Origin of the sequence: Streptomyces sp. DG2A-72, from assembly GCF_030499575.1 — a bacterium.
Lineage (GTDB): Bacteria > Actinomycetota > Actinomycetes > Streptomycetales > Streptomycetaceae > Streptomyces.
Genome location: NZ_JASTLC010000001.1, coordinates 7,666,452 through 7,681,639, shown reverse-complemented (window position 1 = coordinate 7,681,639; position 15,188 = coordinate 7,666,452). Strand labels below are relative to the sequence as shown.

Annotated in this window: 9 protein-coding genes; 3 read left to right on the top strand and 6 right to left on the bottom strand. The window is 70.3% G+C overall.

The genetic code is table 11. From position 1 onward, the window contains the following. Nucleotides 1-52: 52 nt before the first annotated feature. From QQY66_RS36650 to QQY66_RS36640, 3 genes are read right to left on the bottom strand one after another with little or no spacing between them, the layout of a single operon-like run. A complete protein-coding gene (locus QQY66_RS36650) occupies nt 53-988 on the bottom strand; it encodes a carbohydrate ABC transporter permease (RefSeq protein WP_301984620.1) in 936 nt (311 codons plus the stop codon). Further along, nucleotides 985-2,028, bottom strand: coding sequence for a sugar ABC transporter permease (locus QQY66_RS36645; protein ID WP_301984619.1), 1,044 nt, complete (start codon nt 2,026-2,028; stop codon nt 985-987). The genes QQY66_RS36650 and QQY66_RS36645 overlap by 4 nt, the downstream gene beginning before the upstream one ends. 27 nt (nt 2,029-2,055) lie before the next feature. Beyond that, nucleotides 2,056-3,747: an extracellular solute-binding protein gene (locus QQY66_RS36640; RefSeq protein ID WP_301984618.1), complete on the bottom strand. Its 1,692-nt coding sequence runs from the start codon at nt 3,745-3,747 to the stop codon at nt 2,056-2,058. Nucleotides 3,748-4,035: 288 nt separating this feature from the next. On the opposite strand from QQY66_RS36640, the gene QQY66_RS36635 reads away from it, so the two are divergent. Further along, on the top strand, nt 4,036-6,855 hold the full coding sequence (locus QQY66_RS36635) for a glycoside hydrolase family 3 C-terminal domain-containing protein (protein WP_301984617.1): 2,820 nt from the start codon (nt 4,036-4,038) through the stop codon (nt 6,853-6,855). Nucleotides 6,856-6,952: 97 nt separating this feature from the next. Here the strand turns inward: QQY66_RS36635 and QQY66_RS36630 are convergent, their stop codons facing one another. The 3 genes from QQY66_RS36630 to QQY66_RS36620 all read right to left on the bottom strand — a co-directional run bounded on the left by QQY66_RS36630 (nt 6,953) and on the right by QQY66_RS36620 (nt 12,474). Continuing rightward, on the bottom strand, nt 6,953-8,398 hold the full coding sequence (locus tag QQY66_RS36630) for an aldehyde dehydrogenase family protein (RefSeq protein WP_301984616.1): 1,446 nt from the start codon (nt 8,396-8,398) through the stop codon (nt 6,953-6,955). 247 nt (nt 8,399-8,645) lie between these two features. Further along, nucleotides 8,646-10,223: a PucR family transcriptional regulator gene (locus QQY66_RS36625; RefSeq protein ID WP_301984615.1), complete on the bottom strand. Its 1,578-nt coding sequence runs from the start codon at nt 10,221-10,223 to the stop codon at nt 8,646-8,648. Between the two features lie 118 nt (nt 10,224-10,341). Further along, a complete protein-coding gene (locus tag QQY66_RS36620; RefSeq protein WP_301984614.1) occupies nt 10,342-12,474 on the bottom strand; it encodes an ATP-binding protein in 2,133 nt (710 codons plus the stop codon). A 174-nt stretch (nt 12,475-12,648) separates the two neighbouring features. On the opposite strand from QQY66_RS36620, the gene QQY66_RS36615 reads away from it, so the two are divergent. Together QQY66_RS36615 and gabT are read left to right on the top strand one after the other, a co-directional pair. Then, nucleotides 12,649-13,746 carry a hypothetical protein gene (locus QQY66_RS36615; RefSeq protein ID WP_301984613.1) on the top strand — a complete coding sequence of 366 codons (1,098 nt, stop codon included), beginning with the start codon at nt 12,649-12,651 and terminating at the stop codon, nt 13,744-13,746. A gap of 98 nt (nt 13,747-13,844) precedes the next feature. Then, nucleotides 13,845-15,179 (top strand): 4-aminobutyrate--2-oxoglutarate transaminase, encoded by a 1,335-nt coding sequence (gabT, locus tag QQY66_RS36610; RefSeq protein WP_301984612.1) that lies wholly within the window; start codon nt 13,845-13,847, stop codon nt 15,177-15,179. Nucleotides 15,180-15,188: the final 9 nt, after the last annotated feature.

Here is a 15,188-nt window from a genome sequence, read left to right as displayed (position 1 = left end):
ACAGACCCGCAGCCGCCAGACGGTCCGCAGCCCCCTTTGAATAGGCGCCCGGTCACCCCTTGACCGCCCCGGTCAGCATGCCCTTCTTGAAATGCCGCTGCACGAACGGCGAAAGCACAGCCACCGGCAACAGAGCCATCACCATCACAGCCATCTGCACAGCGAGCCCGGACAACTGCCCCGTCTTGATGGCCTGCCCCAATCCCACCGGTGCCTCCTGCTTCTGCACCAGCTGAATCATGACGTTCTGCAACGGCATCATGTCCTGCTCGTTCAGATACAGCGACGCATTGAACCAAGCGCTCCAGTACCCCACCGCATAAAACAACGTGATCACCGCGATGACGGCCCGCGACAACGGCATGACGATCTGCCAGAGAATCCGGAAATCCCCCGCCCCGTCGATCCGCGCACTGTCGATCAGCTCCTGCGAGATCCCCATGAAGAATCCTCGCAGCACCAGGATGTTGAAGACACTGATCGCGCTCGGCAGGATCAGCGCGAGATACGTGTCGGTCAGCCCGAGCGTCTGCACCAGCAGATACGTAGGAATGAGCCCGGCACTGAAGAACATCGTCGCCAGCAGCGTCATCAGAATCCACCGGTGCGCCAGCGACCCGGTCCGGGACAACCCGTACGCGCACAGCACGGACACGGTCATCGAGAAGGCCGTACCGACCAGCGTGACCAGCACACTGATGATCGCGGCCCGCGTGACCTGACCGCCGCTCAGCAGCTCCTGGTAGGCGATGAAGGTGATGTCCTTGGGGATCATCACCATCCCGCCGGCCTCGTCGATGGTCTTACGCGTGGACAGACTGGTGACCACCACGATCCACAACGGAAAGAGAATCGCGAAGCAGGCAAGCCCCAGGACCAGCCCCTTGCCCGCCAGCCCCACCTTGGTGGGCTCCTCCTCCCACACGGACCGGGGAGGTGCGGCCCAACGGCCGGGCCTGCGCACGGGTTTGTCGATGACGGCGGTCACTTCTTGTACACCCCCTGCTCGCCCATGAGATGGGCCACCTTGTTCGCGGCGAGGACCAGTCCGATGCTGACGACGCCCTTGACGAGTCCGGCGGCGGCCGCGTAGCCGAAGTCCTGGTTGCGGACGCCGTTCCACCACACGAAGGTGTCGAGCACTTCCGCGGCGCCCGGTCCCACCGCGTCGCGTTGCAGCAGGATCTGCTCGAAGCCGACGGTGAGGGCGTCGCCGACGCGCAGCACCAGCAGCAGCGCGATCACCGGCCGCAGCGCGGGCAAGGTGACATGCCACATGCGGCGCCAGCGGTTCGCGCCGTCCATCGCGGCGGCCTCGTACAGATCAGGGCTGACGGCGGCCAGCGCGGCGAGGAACACGATGATCCCCCAGCCGGCGTCCTTCCACACGGTCTGGGCGGTGACCAGGAACTTGAAGGTCTCCGGGTCGGTCATGACGCTCAGGCCGTCGTAGCCGTGGTCGCGCAGCAGTGTCGAGAGCAGCCCGGCGCCTCCGAGCAGCTGCTGGAAGACGGCGATGACCAGCACCCAGGAGAAGAAGTGCGGCAGATAGAGAACGGCCTGCGCGATCGCCCGCACCCGGGGCCTGACCACGCTGTTGATGAGCAGCGCGAGCAGGACCGGGATCGGGAAGAACAGCACGAGCTGGAGGAAGAACAGCACCAGGGTGTTCTCGAGCGCCTGCCAGAAGGCGGAGTCCGCGAAGATCCGCTGGAAGTTCTCCACTCCCACCCATGGGCTGTTCAGGATGGAGACGATGCCGTTCTCGCTGATGTAGGGGTCGTAGTCCTGGAAGGCGACCACGTTGCCGAGGATCGGCACGTAGTTGAAGAGCAGGACCAGGACGACGGCCGGCAGCGTCATCAGCAGCAGGATGCGATCGCGCCGGAACCTCAGTCGCAGGCTCAGCTTGCCCGTGGGGCGTTTCCCCGGTGACCCCGTGGATTCGGTGGCGCCGCCGGACGCCACCGGGGTCTTCGCCGTCGTGTCGGCCTCGGCCCTGCTCCGAGGCACCGTGCTGTGGGACACGGCCGTTCTCCTTGCCTCAGTGCCCGGTCAGTTGGCCGCGGAGCCGTTCTCGTCGAGGATCTGCTGGTACCAGTCGCGCAGCTTGTCGCCGCCCTTGCTCTTCCAGTCGGAGACCCACTGCTGCATGTCGCTGATCTTCTTGCGGCCGCGGACGACGTCGTCCTCCATCTGCTCCATGTCGTTGCCGAGGTTGGTGTAGCGGGTGGGCTCGGTGATCTGCATGCCCCAGAAGGAGGACTTCTTGGTGAAGGCACCCATCCGCTGCTGCCACTCGACCTGGCCCTTGGCAACCTCGGGGAAGTCGGGGTGCGCGAGGGTCGCGGCGGGGCTCGCCACCATGACGTAGGCGTTCAGCACTTCGATGTTGCCCTTGTCGGTCTTGGTGGGGACGCCGTCCTTGACGGTGTAGTGGGTGCCCTCCACGCCGTAGTTGGTCATCATGTACTCCTTGGTGCCGTACGGCGCCGCGGTGACGTTCGCGACGGCCAGCACGTCGCGGATGACCGACTCGGAGGCCTTCTTGTTGACGAAGGCGAAGATGCCGGCGGGCTGCTCGGCGTAGATGGTGGGGCTGCCGCCGTCGTGGCCCCAGACGTCCATGCCCCAGATCTTGAAGTCCGGGTTCTGGACGGCCTGTTCGGCGGTGCGGCTCCACCACTGGGTGATGTTGTTGGGGTAGATCAGGAACTCGCCCGCCGCGAACTTCGGGCCCGGGTCGGGGGCGTTCTTGCCCAGATTGGAGTCGGGGTGGACGACGCCCGCCGCGAAGAGCTTGCGGGACCACTCCAGCGCTTCGAGGTACTGCTCGGTCTCGATGCGGCTGACCAGCTTGCCGTCGACCATGTTCCACCAGAGCGGCTTCTCGCTGCCGGAGAAGACACCGAAGGCCTGGAAGGCGGTCCACTTCATGTCCAGGCACGCCCAGCGCTTGGCCTTGGCGTTGGTGATCTCCTTGGCCAGCGCCATGAACTCGTCGCAGGACTTCGGGACTTCGTAGCCCTCCTTGTCGAAGATGTCCTGGCGGTACAGGGGCACGATGCTGGGCGCCCACGGGGCCGGCATCGGCAGGCCCAGCAGCTTGCCGCCGAAGATGGAGCGCCGCCAGGCGTCCGTGGGGATCGCCGCGAGGTTCGGGTACTCCTTGACCGCGTCGCCGGACAGGTAGGGGCCGAGGTCGGCGAACTTGCTGATGATGGCGCTGGGTATCTTGCCGCCCATGTTCCAGCCGGGAACCACCACGACGTCCGGGATGTCGCTGGAGGCGAGCACCGCGCCGAGCTTCTGGTCGTAGGTGTTGCCGTCCTGGTTCTGCCACTGGACGTCGACACCGATCAGGTCGTTCATCCCCGTGTAGTAGGGGTTGTTGCCCTTCGGCGGCGAGCCCCAGAACGGCGACATGATGGTGACCTTGGAGCCCTTGCCGAGCTTCTTCGGGACCGAGGTCTTGAGCTCTGCGAGGTCCAGCTTGCTGGTGAAGCCGATCGCGGAGCCGTTCTTGGCGGGGATGTCCGGCACCACGACATTGCTGGCGACGTAGGCCGGCAGGATCTTCTTCGCGTCCTTGCCCGACGTGGTCCCCTCCCGCGACTCATTCTCCGACCCGCCGCAAGCGGCAAGCAGCGGCATCCCCCCACCCACCGCCACAGCGGCGACCGCTGTGTTGGCGAGGAAGCTTCTCCGGCTGGAGGCGGCGGAGGCGGAAGCGGCGTTCGGCGTCATTGCGTCAACCCTTCATGGCGCACCAGGACACCCGGCGGGGGCCGTCGGCTGCGGTGTCTTGAGTGGAACTGGCTGTAGTCGAAGCGCTTCGATGTTGCTGTGAGGTTAAGTGAACGCCCAGGGGTGCACAAGAGTCACTTCCAAGATTCCTCCGACGCTTGGTGGTCGACCTTTTGTTATGCACCGCTTGAACTGACAGTGTTGATGTCTTGACACCCGGCCTCGCGTCGAACCAGCATCGAAGCGCTTCGAAAGAGCCGAGCCGATCCATCGCAAGGGGTTCTCCACGTGACCGCACACACGCCGCACACGCCGCCTTTTCGCGATCCGCGTCTGCCCTTCGCGAAGCGCATCGACGATCTACTGTCGCGGCTGACCCTCGACGAAAAGATCGGATTCCTGCACCAGTTCGCGCCCGCCGTGGAACGGCTCGGCGTCGCAGCCTTCCGCACCGGCCAGGAGGCGCTGCACGGCGTGGCGTGGATGGGCCCGGCGACGGTGTTCCCGCAGGCGGTGGGCCTGGGCGCGACCTGGAACCCGGATCTCGTACGACGGGTCGGTGAGGCCGTGTCCAAGGAGACCCGGGCGATGCGCGTCCGCGACGACCGCGTGGGCCTGAACGTCTGGTCCCCGACCGTCAATCTCCTCCGCCACCCCCTGTGGGGCCGCAACGAGGAGGGCTACTCCGAGGACCCGAAGCTCACCTCCGCCATCGCCACCGCGTACACGCACGGCCTGCGCGGCGACCACCCGACGTACTGGCGCACGGCCCCGGTCCTCAAGCACTGGCTCGCCCACAACAACGAGACGGACCGCGCCGTCGCCTCGTCCTCCGTCCGCCCGCGCGTCCTGCACGAGTACGACCTGCGCGCCTTCCGCGAAACGGTGGAGGCGGGCGCGGTCGCCGGGGTCATGCCGGCGTACAACCTGGTCAACGGCCGTCCGAACCACGTCTCGCCGTATCTGCGCGAGCATCTGCGCGCCTGGAGCGAGGACGAGTTGCTGGTCTGCTCGGACGCGGGCGCGCCCTCCAACCTGGTCGACCACGAGCACTACTTCGACACCCACGAGGAGGCGACCGCCGCCGCGCTCCTCGCCGGCGTGGACAGCTTCACCGACCACGGCACGGACAGCTCGCAGATCGTCGCCCGCATCCAAGGCGCCCTGGACCAGGGCCTGTTGACGGAGGCCGACATCGACGCGGCGGTCCGCCGCCAGCTCTCGGTCCGCTTCCGGCTCGGCGAGTTCGACTCGTACGACGAGACCGGCGCCTTCGACACCCCGGAGCACCGGGCGCTCGCGCAGGAGGCGGCCGAGCAGGCGATCGTCCTGCTCAAGAACGACGGCCTGCTCCCTCTCGCCCCCGACACCCGCCTCGCCGTCGTCGGTCTGCTCGCCGACGAGTGCAAGCTCGACTGGTACAGCGGCACGCTCCTGCACCGCTCGACACCGCTGGAGGGCCTGTACGAGCGGTTCGGCGCCGACCGGGTGGAGTTCGCGGAGGGGGTGGACCGCGTACGGCTGCGGACGTCCGACGGTTCCTACCTGCACGTGCCACCCGCGGACGGCGTCGACGAAGTCCGCGGCGCCGAGGGCGCGCTGGACCCCGCGCTGCTCGCGGGCCGTACGGACCTCCCGCCGCTCACCACCGACGCCACCGGCACCGAACTCGCCCTCGTCGACTGGGGCGAGGGCATCCTGACCCTGCGCGCCCCCGACGGCCGCTACCTGTCGGTCGCCGACGACGGCTGCGTGCGGGCCTCCGCCGACCAGCCCGGAGGCTGGGTCGTCCAGGAGACGTTCCGTCTGGAACCGCACGAGAACGGACACCTCCTCAGGCACGTCGGTACGGGTCGCCACGTCTCTGTCGCCGCCGACGGGGTGAAGGTTGCCGAGGAGAACCCGGAAATCTTCCGGCTGGAGATCGTCGAGCGCGGCGAGGACGCGGTGGCACGCGTCGCCGCGCAGGCGGACGTGGTCGTGGTCGTCGCGGGCAACGACCCGCACATCAACGGCCGCGAGACCGAGGACCGTACGACGCTGCGCCTGCCCGACCACCAGGAGCGCCTGCTGAGCGCGGCCCGTACCGCGAACCCCGCCACGGTGCTGACGCTGGTCTCCGCCTACCCGTACACGGTCGAGACGGCCGCCCTCCCCGCCCTGCTCTGGACCGCACACGGAGGCCAGGCGGCCGGTACCGCCCTGGCCCGGGTCCTCGCCGGTGACGTCTCCCCCGCGGCCCGCCTCCCGCAGACCTGGTACGCCGACGACGCCGACCTTCCCGACCTGCTCGACTACGACGTGATCGGCGCCCGCCAGACCTTCCTCTACTTCGAGGGCACGCCCCTGTTCCCCTTCGGCCACGGCCTGTCGTACGCGTCCTTCTCGTACACCGATCTGTCGGTCCGGGCGGAGGGCGAGGCGGTGCATGTCTCCTTCAGCGTCACCAACACCGGTGATGTGACCGCCGACGAGGTCGCCCAGCTCTACACCCGCGCCGTGGACCCGTCGGTCCCGCGCCCCCGCCGCGAACTGGTCGCCCACCGCCGCATCACGCTCACCCCGGGGTCGAGTGAGCAACTGGCCTTCGAAGTCCCGCTGTCCGCCTTCGAGTTCTGGGACGTCGCGCACGGGAGGTGGCGGCGCGAGCCGGGCCCGTACGACGTATTCGTCGGCGCGTCCAGCGAGGACATCCGCCTGCGGACGACCCTCGTCCTCGACGGCGAGCCCGCCACGCCCCGCCCGGTCACCCGACTCGGCCTGGACGCGGCCGACTTCGACGAGCAGAGCGGATCGATGATCGTCGACCGTACGAAGGTGGCGGGCGACGCGGTGACACCTGCGGGCAGCTCAGCGGCCGAACTCGTCTACCGTGCCTGCGACTTCGGGACGGGTGTCACGCAGGTGAGTGCGACGGTGGCGGGCGTGGGCGCGGTGGAGGTGTCGCTGGACGGCGGCGCCGCACTGGCGGTCCTGGAAGCGGTGGCGGGATCGGGCCCGTACGACTACACCACTCTCGGCGCCGGTCTGGTCGCCGCGGGCGTGCACGACGTGCACCTCAGGCTGCGCGGCCCGCTGCGGCTCGCGCATGTCGGCTTCTCCGGTTGAGGGTCCGGAGCAGGCCGGCACAGAGAAGGGGCCCGGCACCGGAAGGCATCGGTGCCGGACCCCTTCGGGAACTCTATATGAAAATGGTTCCCATGAGCTAGAGGGCGAGGCCCGTGAGTACCAGCACCCGCTCGTAGGTGTAGTCGTCCATCGCGAACTTCACGCCCTCACGGCCCACACCGGACTGCTTGGCTCCGCCGTACGGCATCTGGTCGGCGCGGTAGGACGGCACGTCGCCGATGACGACACCGCCGACCTCCAGGGCGCGGTGGGCCCGGAAGGCGACCTGCAGGTCATGGGTGAAGACGCCCGCCTGGAGGCCGTACTTGGAGTCGTTGGCGGCGGCGAAGGCCTCGGCCTCCCCATCGACCTTCCGGACGGTGAGAACCGGCCCGAAGACCTCCTCGCAGGAGATCGCCGTGTCGGCCGGTACGTCGGTGAGGACGGTCGGCGCGTACGAGGCGCCGTCGCGCTTGCCACCGGTGAGGAGAGTGGCACCGGCGTCGACGGCCTCCTGCACCCAGGCCTCCACCCGCTTGGCGGCATCTTCGCTGACCAGCGGGCCGACGTCGGTCGTGTCGTCGCTCGGGTCGCCGGTGACCTGGGCCTCGACGGCGGCGACGATGCGCGGCAGCAGGCGGTCGTGGACGGACGCGTCGGCGATGACCCGCTGCACGGAGATGCAGGACTGGCCGCCCTGGTAGTTCGAGAACGTGGCGATGCGGGTGGCCGCCCAGTCGAGGTCGGCGTCGGAGGCGTAGTCACCGAGCACCACGGCCGCACCGTTTCCGCCCAGCTCCAGCGTGCAGTGCTTGCGCGGCACCGAGTCCATGATCGCGTAGCCGACCTTCTCGGAACCCGTGAAGGAGATCACCGGCAGCCGCTCGTCCTGGACGAGGGCGGGCATACGGTCGTTGGAGACCGGGAGGATCGACCAGGAACCGGCGGGCAGCTCCGTCTCGGCGAGCAGGTCGCCGATGATCAGGCCGGAGAGCGGGGTCGCCGGAGCCGGCTTCAGGATGATCGGCGCGCCCGCCGCGATCGCCGGGGCGATCTTGTGGGCGCAGAGGTTCAGCGGGAAGTTGAAAGGCGCGATGCCCAGCACGACCCCCTTCGGGAACCGGCGGGTGAGGGCGAGCCGGCCCTGCCCGCCGAGGTCGGTGTCGAGACGCTGGGCCTCTCCCCCGTTGAAACGCCGGGCCTCCTCAGCGGCGAACCGGAACACCGACACCGCCCGGCCCACCTCGCCCCGGGCCCACTTGATCGGCTTGCCGTTCTCCGCGGAGATCAGCTGCGCGATCTCCTCGGTGCGCTCGACGAGACGCCGGCTGACGTGGTCGAGAGCGGCGGCGCGTACATGAGCCGGGCTTGCGGCGAACTCGTCCCGCACGGCATACGCGGCAGCCACAGCCTCCTCGACCTGTGCATCCGTCGGCACACTCACCTTGCCGACCAGGCGCCCGTCCCACGGCGAGGTGACATCGAACGTAGCCTCACCGACAACCTGGCGACCGGCGAGCCAGAAGGCGTGGGTGGAAGTCATGTGAGTCCCGGCCCTTCCGCGTAGGGGGATGGTTCTTGGTGTTCGGGGTCCACGGTAGGGGTGGTGAGGGGAGGAGGCGTTTGTCCGGGGCGTAGTGGTCGGGCGGTGGGGTGCGCCGGATTGGCAGATCAGACTTCAGCTGAGCTGCGGGCATGCGTGCCGCCTGGGGCGGCACGGGTGGGCGCAGGCGGCGCCCCGCAAGCGCCGGGCCGCGCGACCCACCCCCGCCCCGCACCAACCCCGCGCACTATTCAGCCAACGTAGCCTTCAGCGCCAGCCACAGCTCCATCCGCGCATCCGGATCATCCAGCGACCGCCCGATGATCTCCTCCACCCGCCGCATCCGATAGCGCAGCGTGTGCCGATGAACCCCCAGGTCAGCAGCCGCAGCGTCCCACTGACCATGCCGCGACAGCCACGCCCGCAGCGAGGCGACCAGATCCCCCCGCCCCTTCGCATCGTGCTCGTACAGCGGCCGCAGCAACCCGTCCGCAAACGCCTTCACCGCGTCGTCCGCCAGCAACGGCACCACGGACCCCGCCGCCAACTGCTCATGCTCCACGGCCACCCGCCCCCGCCGCCGAGCCACGGACAACGCCTGCTCGGCCTGCTTGTAGCCAGCCGCGGCGGCGATCGGCCCGACGGGGGCCGACAGACCCACGACCAGTTCGTCCTCGTCGGGCACCGGCTGCTCCGACCCCGCACCCCGCGCCGCCTCCAGGGCCGCCGCGAACTCCCCGCACGCGGCCACCGCCGCCCCGCCGTCCGCGGCGAGCGCCACCAGCCGCTCCCCCTCCGGCACCACCAGCACGGCCTCACCCGCCCGCGCGCCCGCCGACTCCATGACCTCGGCGAGTCCGGCCAGCGCCGCCCCGTCGGCGGAGGCAGGCTCGGCGACGATCACGCGGAAGGGCGCGTCGAGGAGACCGCCGTACAGATCCCCGGCCACCGCACGGGCATGGTCCGGCTCCCCGGCGAGCAGCATCCGCAGCACCGCCGCCCCGAGCCGCTGCTCGGCGGCATGCAGGGACCGGGACCGTTCCGTCGTCAGCGTCAGCAGGGCGATGGCCGAGTGGACGGCGTACCGCTCGGCCGTCCCGAGCGCCGCCGCCGTACCCACCGCGAGCGCCGCCCGTGGCCGCCGGCCCGTGCCCAGGGAGTGCAGCTCGACCCGGTCCTCGTTTTCCGGCCCGCCCACGACCGAGGAGGCCGGCGCGGGCCGCTCCCGCAGCCGTTCCACGTCCGCCGTCAGCCGCGCGGCCCGGCGGCTCGCCCACTCCGGCGCGGTGGCGACGACGGCGCCCGAGGCGTCGTACAGCGCCGCCCACCCGTCGACCTGCGAGGCGAGCGAGCCGAGCAGCCCCTCGGGCCCGTCCGTCAACGCCTGCTTGGTCAGCTCGCGTTGTGCCGCGAACCCGGCCGTCACCGCCCGGTACTGGTCGGCCGCGATCGCCGCCGAGACGGCCTTGCTGATGGCGAGAAACGGCGTACGGCGTGGCACCTCCAGCAGCGGCAGGCCCTCCTCCTGCGCCGCGTCGACGAGTGCCTTGGGGGTCTCCTCGTAGTTGACCCCCACGGCGAAGCCGAGCCCGACGACCCCCGCCCCCACCAGCCGCTTCACATACCGCCGCATCGCCTCCGGATCCTCCGCGTCCAGCTTCAACGCGGTGACCAGCAGCAACTCCCCGCCCTCCATGTACGGCACGGGATCGGCCAGCTCGCTGACATGCGCCCAGCGGACGGGCACGTCCAGCCGCTCCTCGCCCGCGCGCACGGTCAGCTTGAGCGCGGAGTGGTGGACGAGGGAGGCGAGCGTGGGGGGCATGGAGCCTTCAGGTAGGTGAGGGTTACGTGATCATTGTGATCCTTTGGCCGCCACGTATGAACGGCCTATGCCGATTCTGCCTCACCGTACGGTCGCCGCACTCCCCCTTATTCGGCTGTCAGTCCCGCAGGTCCACCAGCAGCGGCGGGGCATGCTCCCCCTGCACAGTGGTCAGCGACAGCACCGCATGCCCCGGCGGCACGCCGTGCGCCAGCTCGGACGCGGACCAACGCTCCCGCTCGACCTGCCGCACGGTCACCGCCCGCGCGGTCGGCGCCTTGCCGGTGATCACGCGCCGCAGCATGTGCACGGCCTTCCCGGCCGGGGTCTCGGCGATGATCTGCCGGTCGGTCACGTCCCGCGCCTCGGTCCACTCCTTGCCCCACACCTCGGCGAAGTCCTGCCCGTCCCACGGCGTCAGCCCGGACAGCGCCATCCGGCATCCGGCGGCCCCGAGCAGCGGACCGCGCAGCGGCCTCGGTACATCGTCGAGGGTGCGCAGGGTCAGTACGACTCCGGCATGCGCGGATCGCAGCCGCTGAATGCCTCGTACCGCTTCGGGTGTGACGACACCCGAGGCGTCGTCCAGGATCAGACAGGCGAACAGCGAACGGTCCTCCCGCACCGCCACACTCGCCGTGAACTGCGCGAGCACCAGCCGCGCCAGCATCCGCGAGGCGTCCGCATGCCCGCGCTCGGGCAGATCGATCCGCACCCGCACCGGATGGTCGAGGGCCTTCAGCGAGAACGGCCGCGACCGCCCGGACGTGTCGAAGAACCCCGCGAACGCCGGCCGGTCCAGCAGCGCCACCCGGTCCGCGAGGACCCCGGCCACATCACCCGGCTGCCCCATCTGCCGCGCCCGCGCGTCCAGTTCACGCAGCAGCGACTCCCGACCGGAGCCCTGGAGGCCCGTACGCAGCGCATCGAGCGGGCCGGGCGCCCCGTCGAGCAGCTGCCGCAGCTCCGGCACGGAGGGAAAGCGCCCGTGGACCGCCCGGAACGGCCCGAGCAACTGCGCGAGCACCGTCGTGGACCGGCGGCTGTCACTGCCCGGATGCGGATCGGCCAGATCCCCCACGAGCGCCTCGGCGAGCACGGCCGCGGCCTCATCGGGGTCCGTGGTCCCGCCGTACAGGTCCAGGTCGTACACGGATTCCGAATTCCCGATCCGTACGACGACGTCATACGCGTCGGCCGGGCCGAGCCCCGCGCCCGCCCCGCCGACCACGACGACGGCGGCCCGCCCGGCGAGTGCGTGCAGGCACAGCGACTCGGCGACCGGCCGGACGACACTCCCGGTCTTGCCGGAACCCGCCGGCCCCACGGCCAGCAGCGACGTGCCGAGCAACTCGGGACCGAGGCCCAGGCCGGCGCCTCGGTAGGCATACGGGTTGCGCGCGTCGTCGGCCGTCGTACCGAGCCGCACCTGGCCGGTGAGCAGGTCGTGCCGGGCCACCCGGGTCGGCAGATCACGCGCCCCGGAGGGGTGCAGACAGGCCGCGGCACCGTCCTTCAGCACGGCGCCGGTGAAGGTGGCGAGACTGTGCCGACCGGTGCGTACACCCTGCCAGGCGCGGGCGATCCGGGCGTGGTCCACGTCCCGCATGAGCCCGTCCCGCGCGTCGCTCGCGAGCCGCTCGGCGGCCTCGACGGCACCAGCGCCCCTGAGCTGATTCCACTGGGCAGGGTCGTCCGCGAGGGCGGGGGCCGCATCCTGGGGCTGTCGACGCCGCATGTGTGGAGCCACGAAGCGGCGCCATACCTCACCCCAGCGGCCGAGCCTGCCTACTGCGACCATGATGATCAAGGCAATGATCACCTCGTAGCCCCGGTAGACGAGGGCACTGCCGACCTCGCCGAGCTGACTGTCACTGCCGCGCCAGGAATCAGGGGTGAGCAGGAACAGCGGAACCCACCACCAGGTGCCGAGGTAGCCGTTCTGCAGCAACGACCAGATCAGCCAGCCGACCAGGAACGCGATCAGCGCCCCGCCGATCAACTGCCGCCCCGGAATGACCTCCGGCTCCTCCGCCGGCCGCGGCCGATGTCCGAACCGCCACACTCCGGGCGCCGCCTCCGGCCGGGGTGCCCGCAGCCATGCCAGGAACGCCGAGCCGTCCGGCCGTGGCGGCACGCCCGGTGCCTCCGCAGGCCGCGGCGGCACCGCGGGCACGGCCGGCGGTCCCGCCGGACGCGGCACAGGATTCGCATGCGTACCCCGCGCGTCCTGCGTCCCGTCGCTGTCCATCGCGCTTGCCCCCTGAGCAGCCGTTCCGTCCACGTCCACCATCCGCGAGTCAATCTAACGCCCCGGCAAGGGGAGTTCACCGCTAGTGCCGTCCGGCGCGCGGAGCGGACCAAGGTGCTCCGGATATCGTCGTCCCTTCATATCGGACGCGGTGGACGAAACGGGGATGCGCAGGTGACAGATCAAGTGGCCGTCGGTGAGGGGGACTTCGCGTGGGACGACCCCGCGACTCGACGGGCGTGGCGGTGGCAGGTGGGGCGCAGTCTTCTGCTCGTCGGCTGCTGCGCCGCCTGGTGGGTCTGGTACTCCCGCGTCGGCATCCCGGTGCGTGAGGGGGCGGTCTGGCTGAACGTCGTGTTCCTCCTCCTCACCGGCTTCCGCGTCCCCGTGGAACTGCTCGGTGAACTCCCCAACGCCTACCGCGTCCGCCGTGTCCTGCGCGCCCACCCGTGGCAGATCGCCGAGAACCCCCGCCGCGGCGTCGCCGACCACCCCAAGGCGAAGGACAGCCGCAGCGCATGGTTCGAGGTCCCGGACCCGGCGACTCCCGGACGCCGGCTCCCTCTGGTCCTCGGCCATGTACCGATGTGGTGGCACGGCCGTATGCGCCCCACCGCCGGCCCTGACCGCAAGGCCCAGATAGCCCGCCTCTGGTACAGCGGCATCCCCGACGGCCAGATGGTCATCGCCGCCTCGCGCGCCGACGAGAAGGCCCCGCACCGTCTGCGCCACCGGTATCTGCGCCACGGCACGATGCCGGCGAACCCCGGCCGCCGTGACGTGGAGGCCCCCGACGGCTCCCTCAGTGCCATGTCACATCCCCCTACCCGCCGCACGATGCGCCGCCGGCTCCTCACCCGCGTCGCCCTGCTCTGCGTCGTCTGGCCGGCCCTGCTCGCGGTCCAGATCGCCCAGGTGGTCGCCGACGAGGACCACGACAAGATCGGGGTCTTCGTCGTGGCCCTGATCCTCGAGGTGACAGTCCTCCCCTTCCACGTCTACGTGATCGTGGCCACGCGCCGCATGGCCCGCACGCTGGCCGCGCACCCCTGGCGTCCGGTCGACTGCGAGGTCCGTATGCGCGGCAGGCAGCAGGTGATCCGGGTCGACGGACGTGTCCTGACGCCGAGCCCGTTCCGGGTGTACGTGGACTCGACCGCCACCAGACTGTGGATGGCGGGCGATCCGCACCCCCGCCGCGTCGTCTCCGTCCCCGGCGGTGCCCGTCCGCTCGGCGTCGCTATGTCCACCGCGGACAACCGGAACCCCTGACAACGCCCACATGGAGCATGCCCGCCCCCCGCTCCCGGTCCTAGCCTGCGAGAAAAGAAGAGAACGCCAAAGCGTCCGCAACACCCCAGGAGCCCCTCATGACCGCAATTCCGCAGGAGCGCCGCGTCGTCACCGCCATCCCCGGTCCGAAGTCGCAGGAGCTGCAGGCCCGCCGTGTCGCCGCGGTCGCGCAGGGCGTGGGCTCCGTGCTGCCTGTGTTCACCGCGCGGGCGGGCGGCGGGATCATCGAGGACGTCGACGGGAACCGGCTGATCGACTTCGGGTCGGGCATCGCCGTGACGTCCGTGGGCGCGTCCGCCGAGGCTGTCGTACGCCGGGCGTCCGCGCAGCTCGCCGACTTCACCCACACCTGTTTCATGGTCACGCCGTACGAGGGGTACGTCGAGGTCGCGGAGGCGCTGGCGGAGCTGACGCCGGGCGACCACGCCAAGAAGTCCGCGCTGTTCAACAGCGGCGCCGAGGCGGTCGAGAACGCCGTCAAGATCGCCCGTGCGTACACCAAGCGGCAGGCCGTCGTCGTCTTCGACCACGGCTACCACGGCCGTACGAACCTCACGATGGCGCTGACCGCCAAGAACATGCCGTACAAGCACGGCTTCGGGCCGTTCGCGCCCGAGGTGTACCGCGTGCCGGTGGCGTACGGCTACCGCTGGCCGACCGGACCGGAGAACGCGGGCCCCGAGGCCGCCGCGCAGGCCATCGACCAGATGTCCAAGCAGGTCGGGGCGGAGAACATCGCCGCGATCATCATCGAGCCGGTGCTCGGCGAGGGCGGCTTCATCGAGCCGGCGAAGGGCTTCCTCCCGGCCGTGCGGAAGTTCGCCGCCGACAACGGGATCGTCTTCGTCGCCGACGAGATCCAGTCCGGCTTCTGCCGTACCGGCCAGTGGTTCGCCTGCGAGGACGAGGGCATCGTTCCCGACCTGATCACGACCGCGAAGGGCATCGCCGGTGGCCTCCCGCTCGCCGCGGTGACCGGTCGCGCCGAGATCATGGACGCCGCGCACGCCGGTGGCCTGGGCGGCACCTACGGCGGTAACCCGGTCGCCTGCGCCGGTGCGCTCGGCTCGATCGAGACCATGAAGGAGCTCGACCTCAACGCCCGGGCGAAGGCGATCGAGGCGACGATGAAGGCCCGGCTGTCCGCGATGGCCGAGAAGTTCGACATCATCGGCGACGTGCGCGGCCGTGGCGCCATGATCGCCATCGAGCTGGTGAAGGACCGCACCACCAAGGAGCCGAACCCGGAGGCCACCGCCGCGCTCGCCAAGGCCTGCCACCAGGAGGGGCTACTGGTCCTGACCTGTGGCACCTACGGCAATGTGCTCCGCTTCCTGCCCCCGCTCGTCATCGGCGAGGACCTCCTGAACGAGGGCCTCGACATCATCGAGCAGGCCTTCGCCCGCATCTGAGCCGCCGCG

Coding starts and splice junctions, on each gene's coding strand:
- QQY66_RS36625 (WP_301984615.1), bottom strand. CDS start 10,223: ATGCCCCCCACGCTCGCCTCCCTCGTCCACCACTCCGCGCTCAAGCTG.
- QQY66_RS36630 (WP_301984616.1), bottom strand. CDS start 8,398: ATGACTTCCACCCACGCCTTCTGGCTCGCCGGTCGCCAGGTTGTCGGT.
- gabT (WP_301984612.1), top strand. CDS start 13,845: ATGACCGCAATTCCGCAGGAGCGCCGCGTCGTCACCGCCATCCCCGGT.
- QQY66_RS36620 (WP_301984614.1), bottom strand. CDS start 12,474: ATGGACAGCGACGGGACGCAGGACGCGCGGGGTACGCATGCGAATCCT.
- QQY66_RS36640 (WP_301984618.1), bottom strand. CDS start 3,747: ATGACGCCGAACGCCGCTTCCGCCTCCGCCGCCTCCAGCCGGAGAAGC.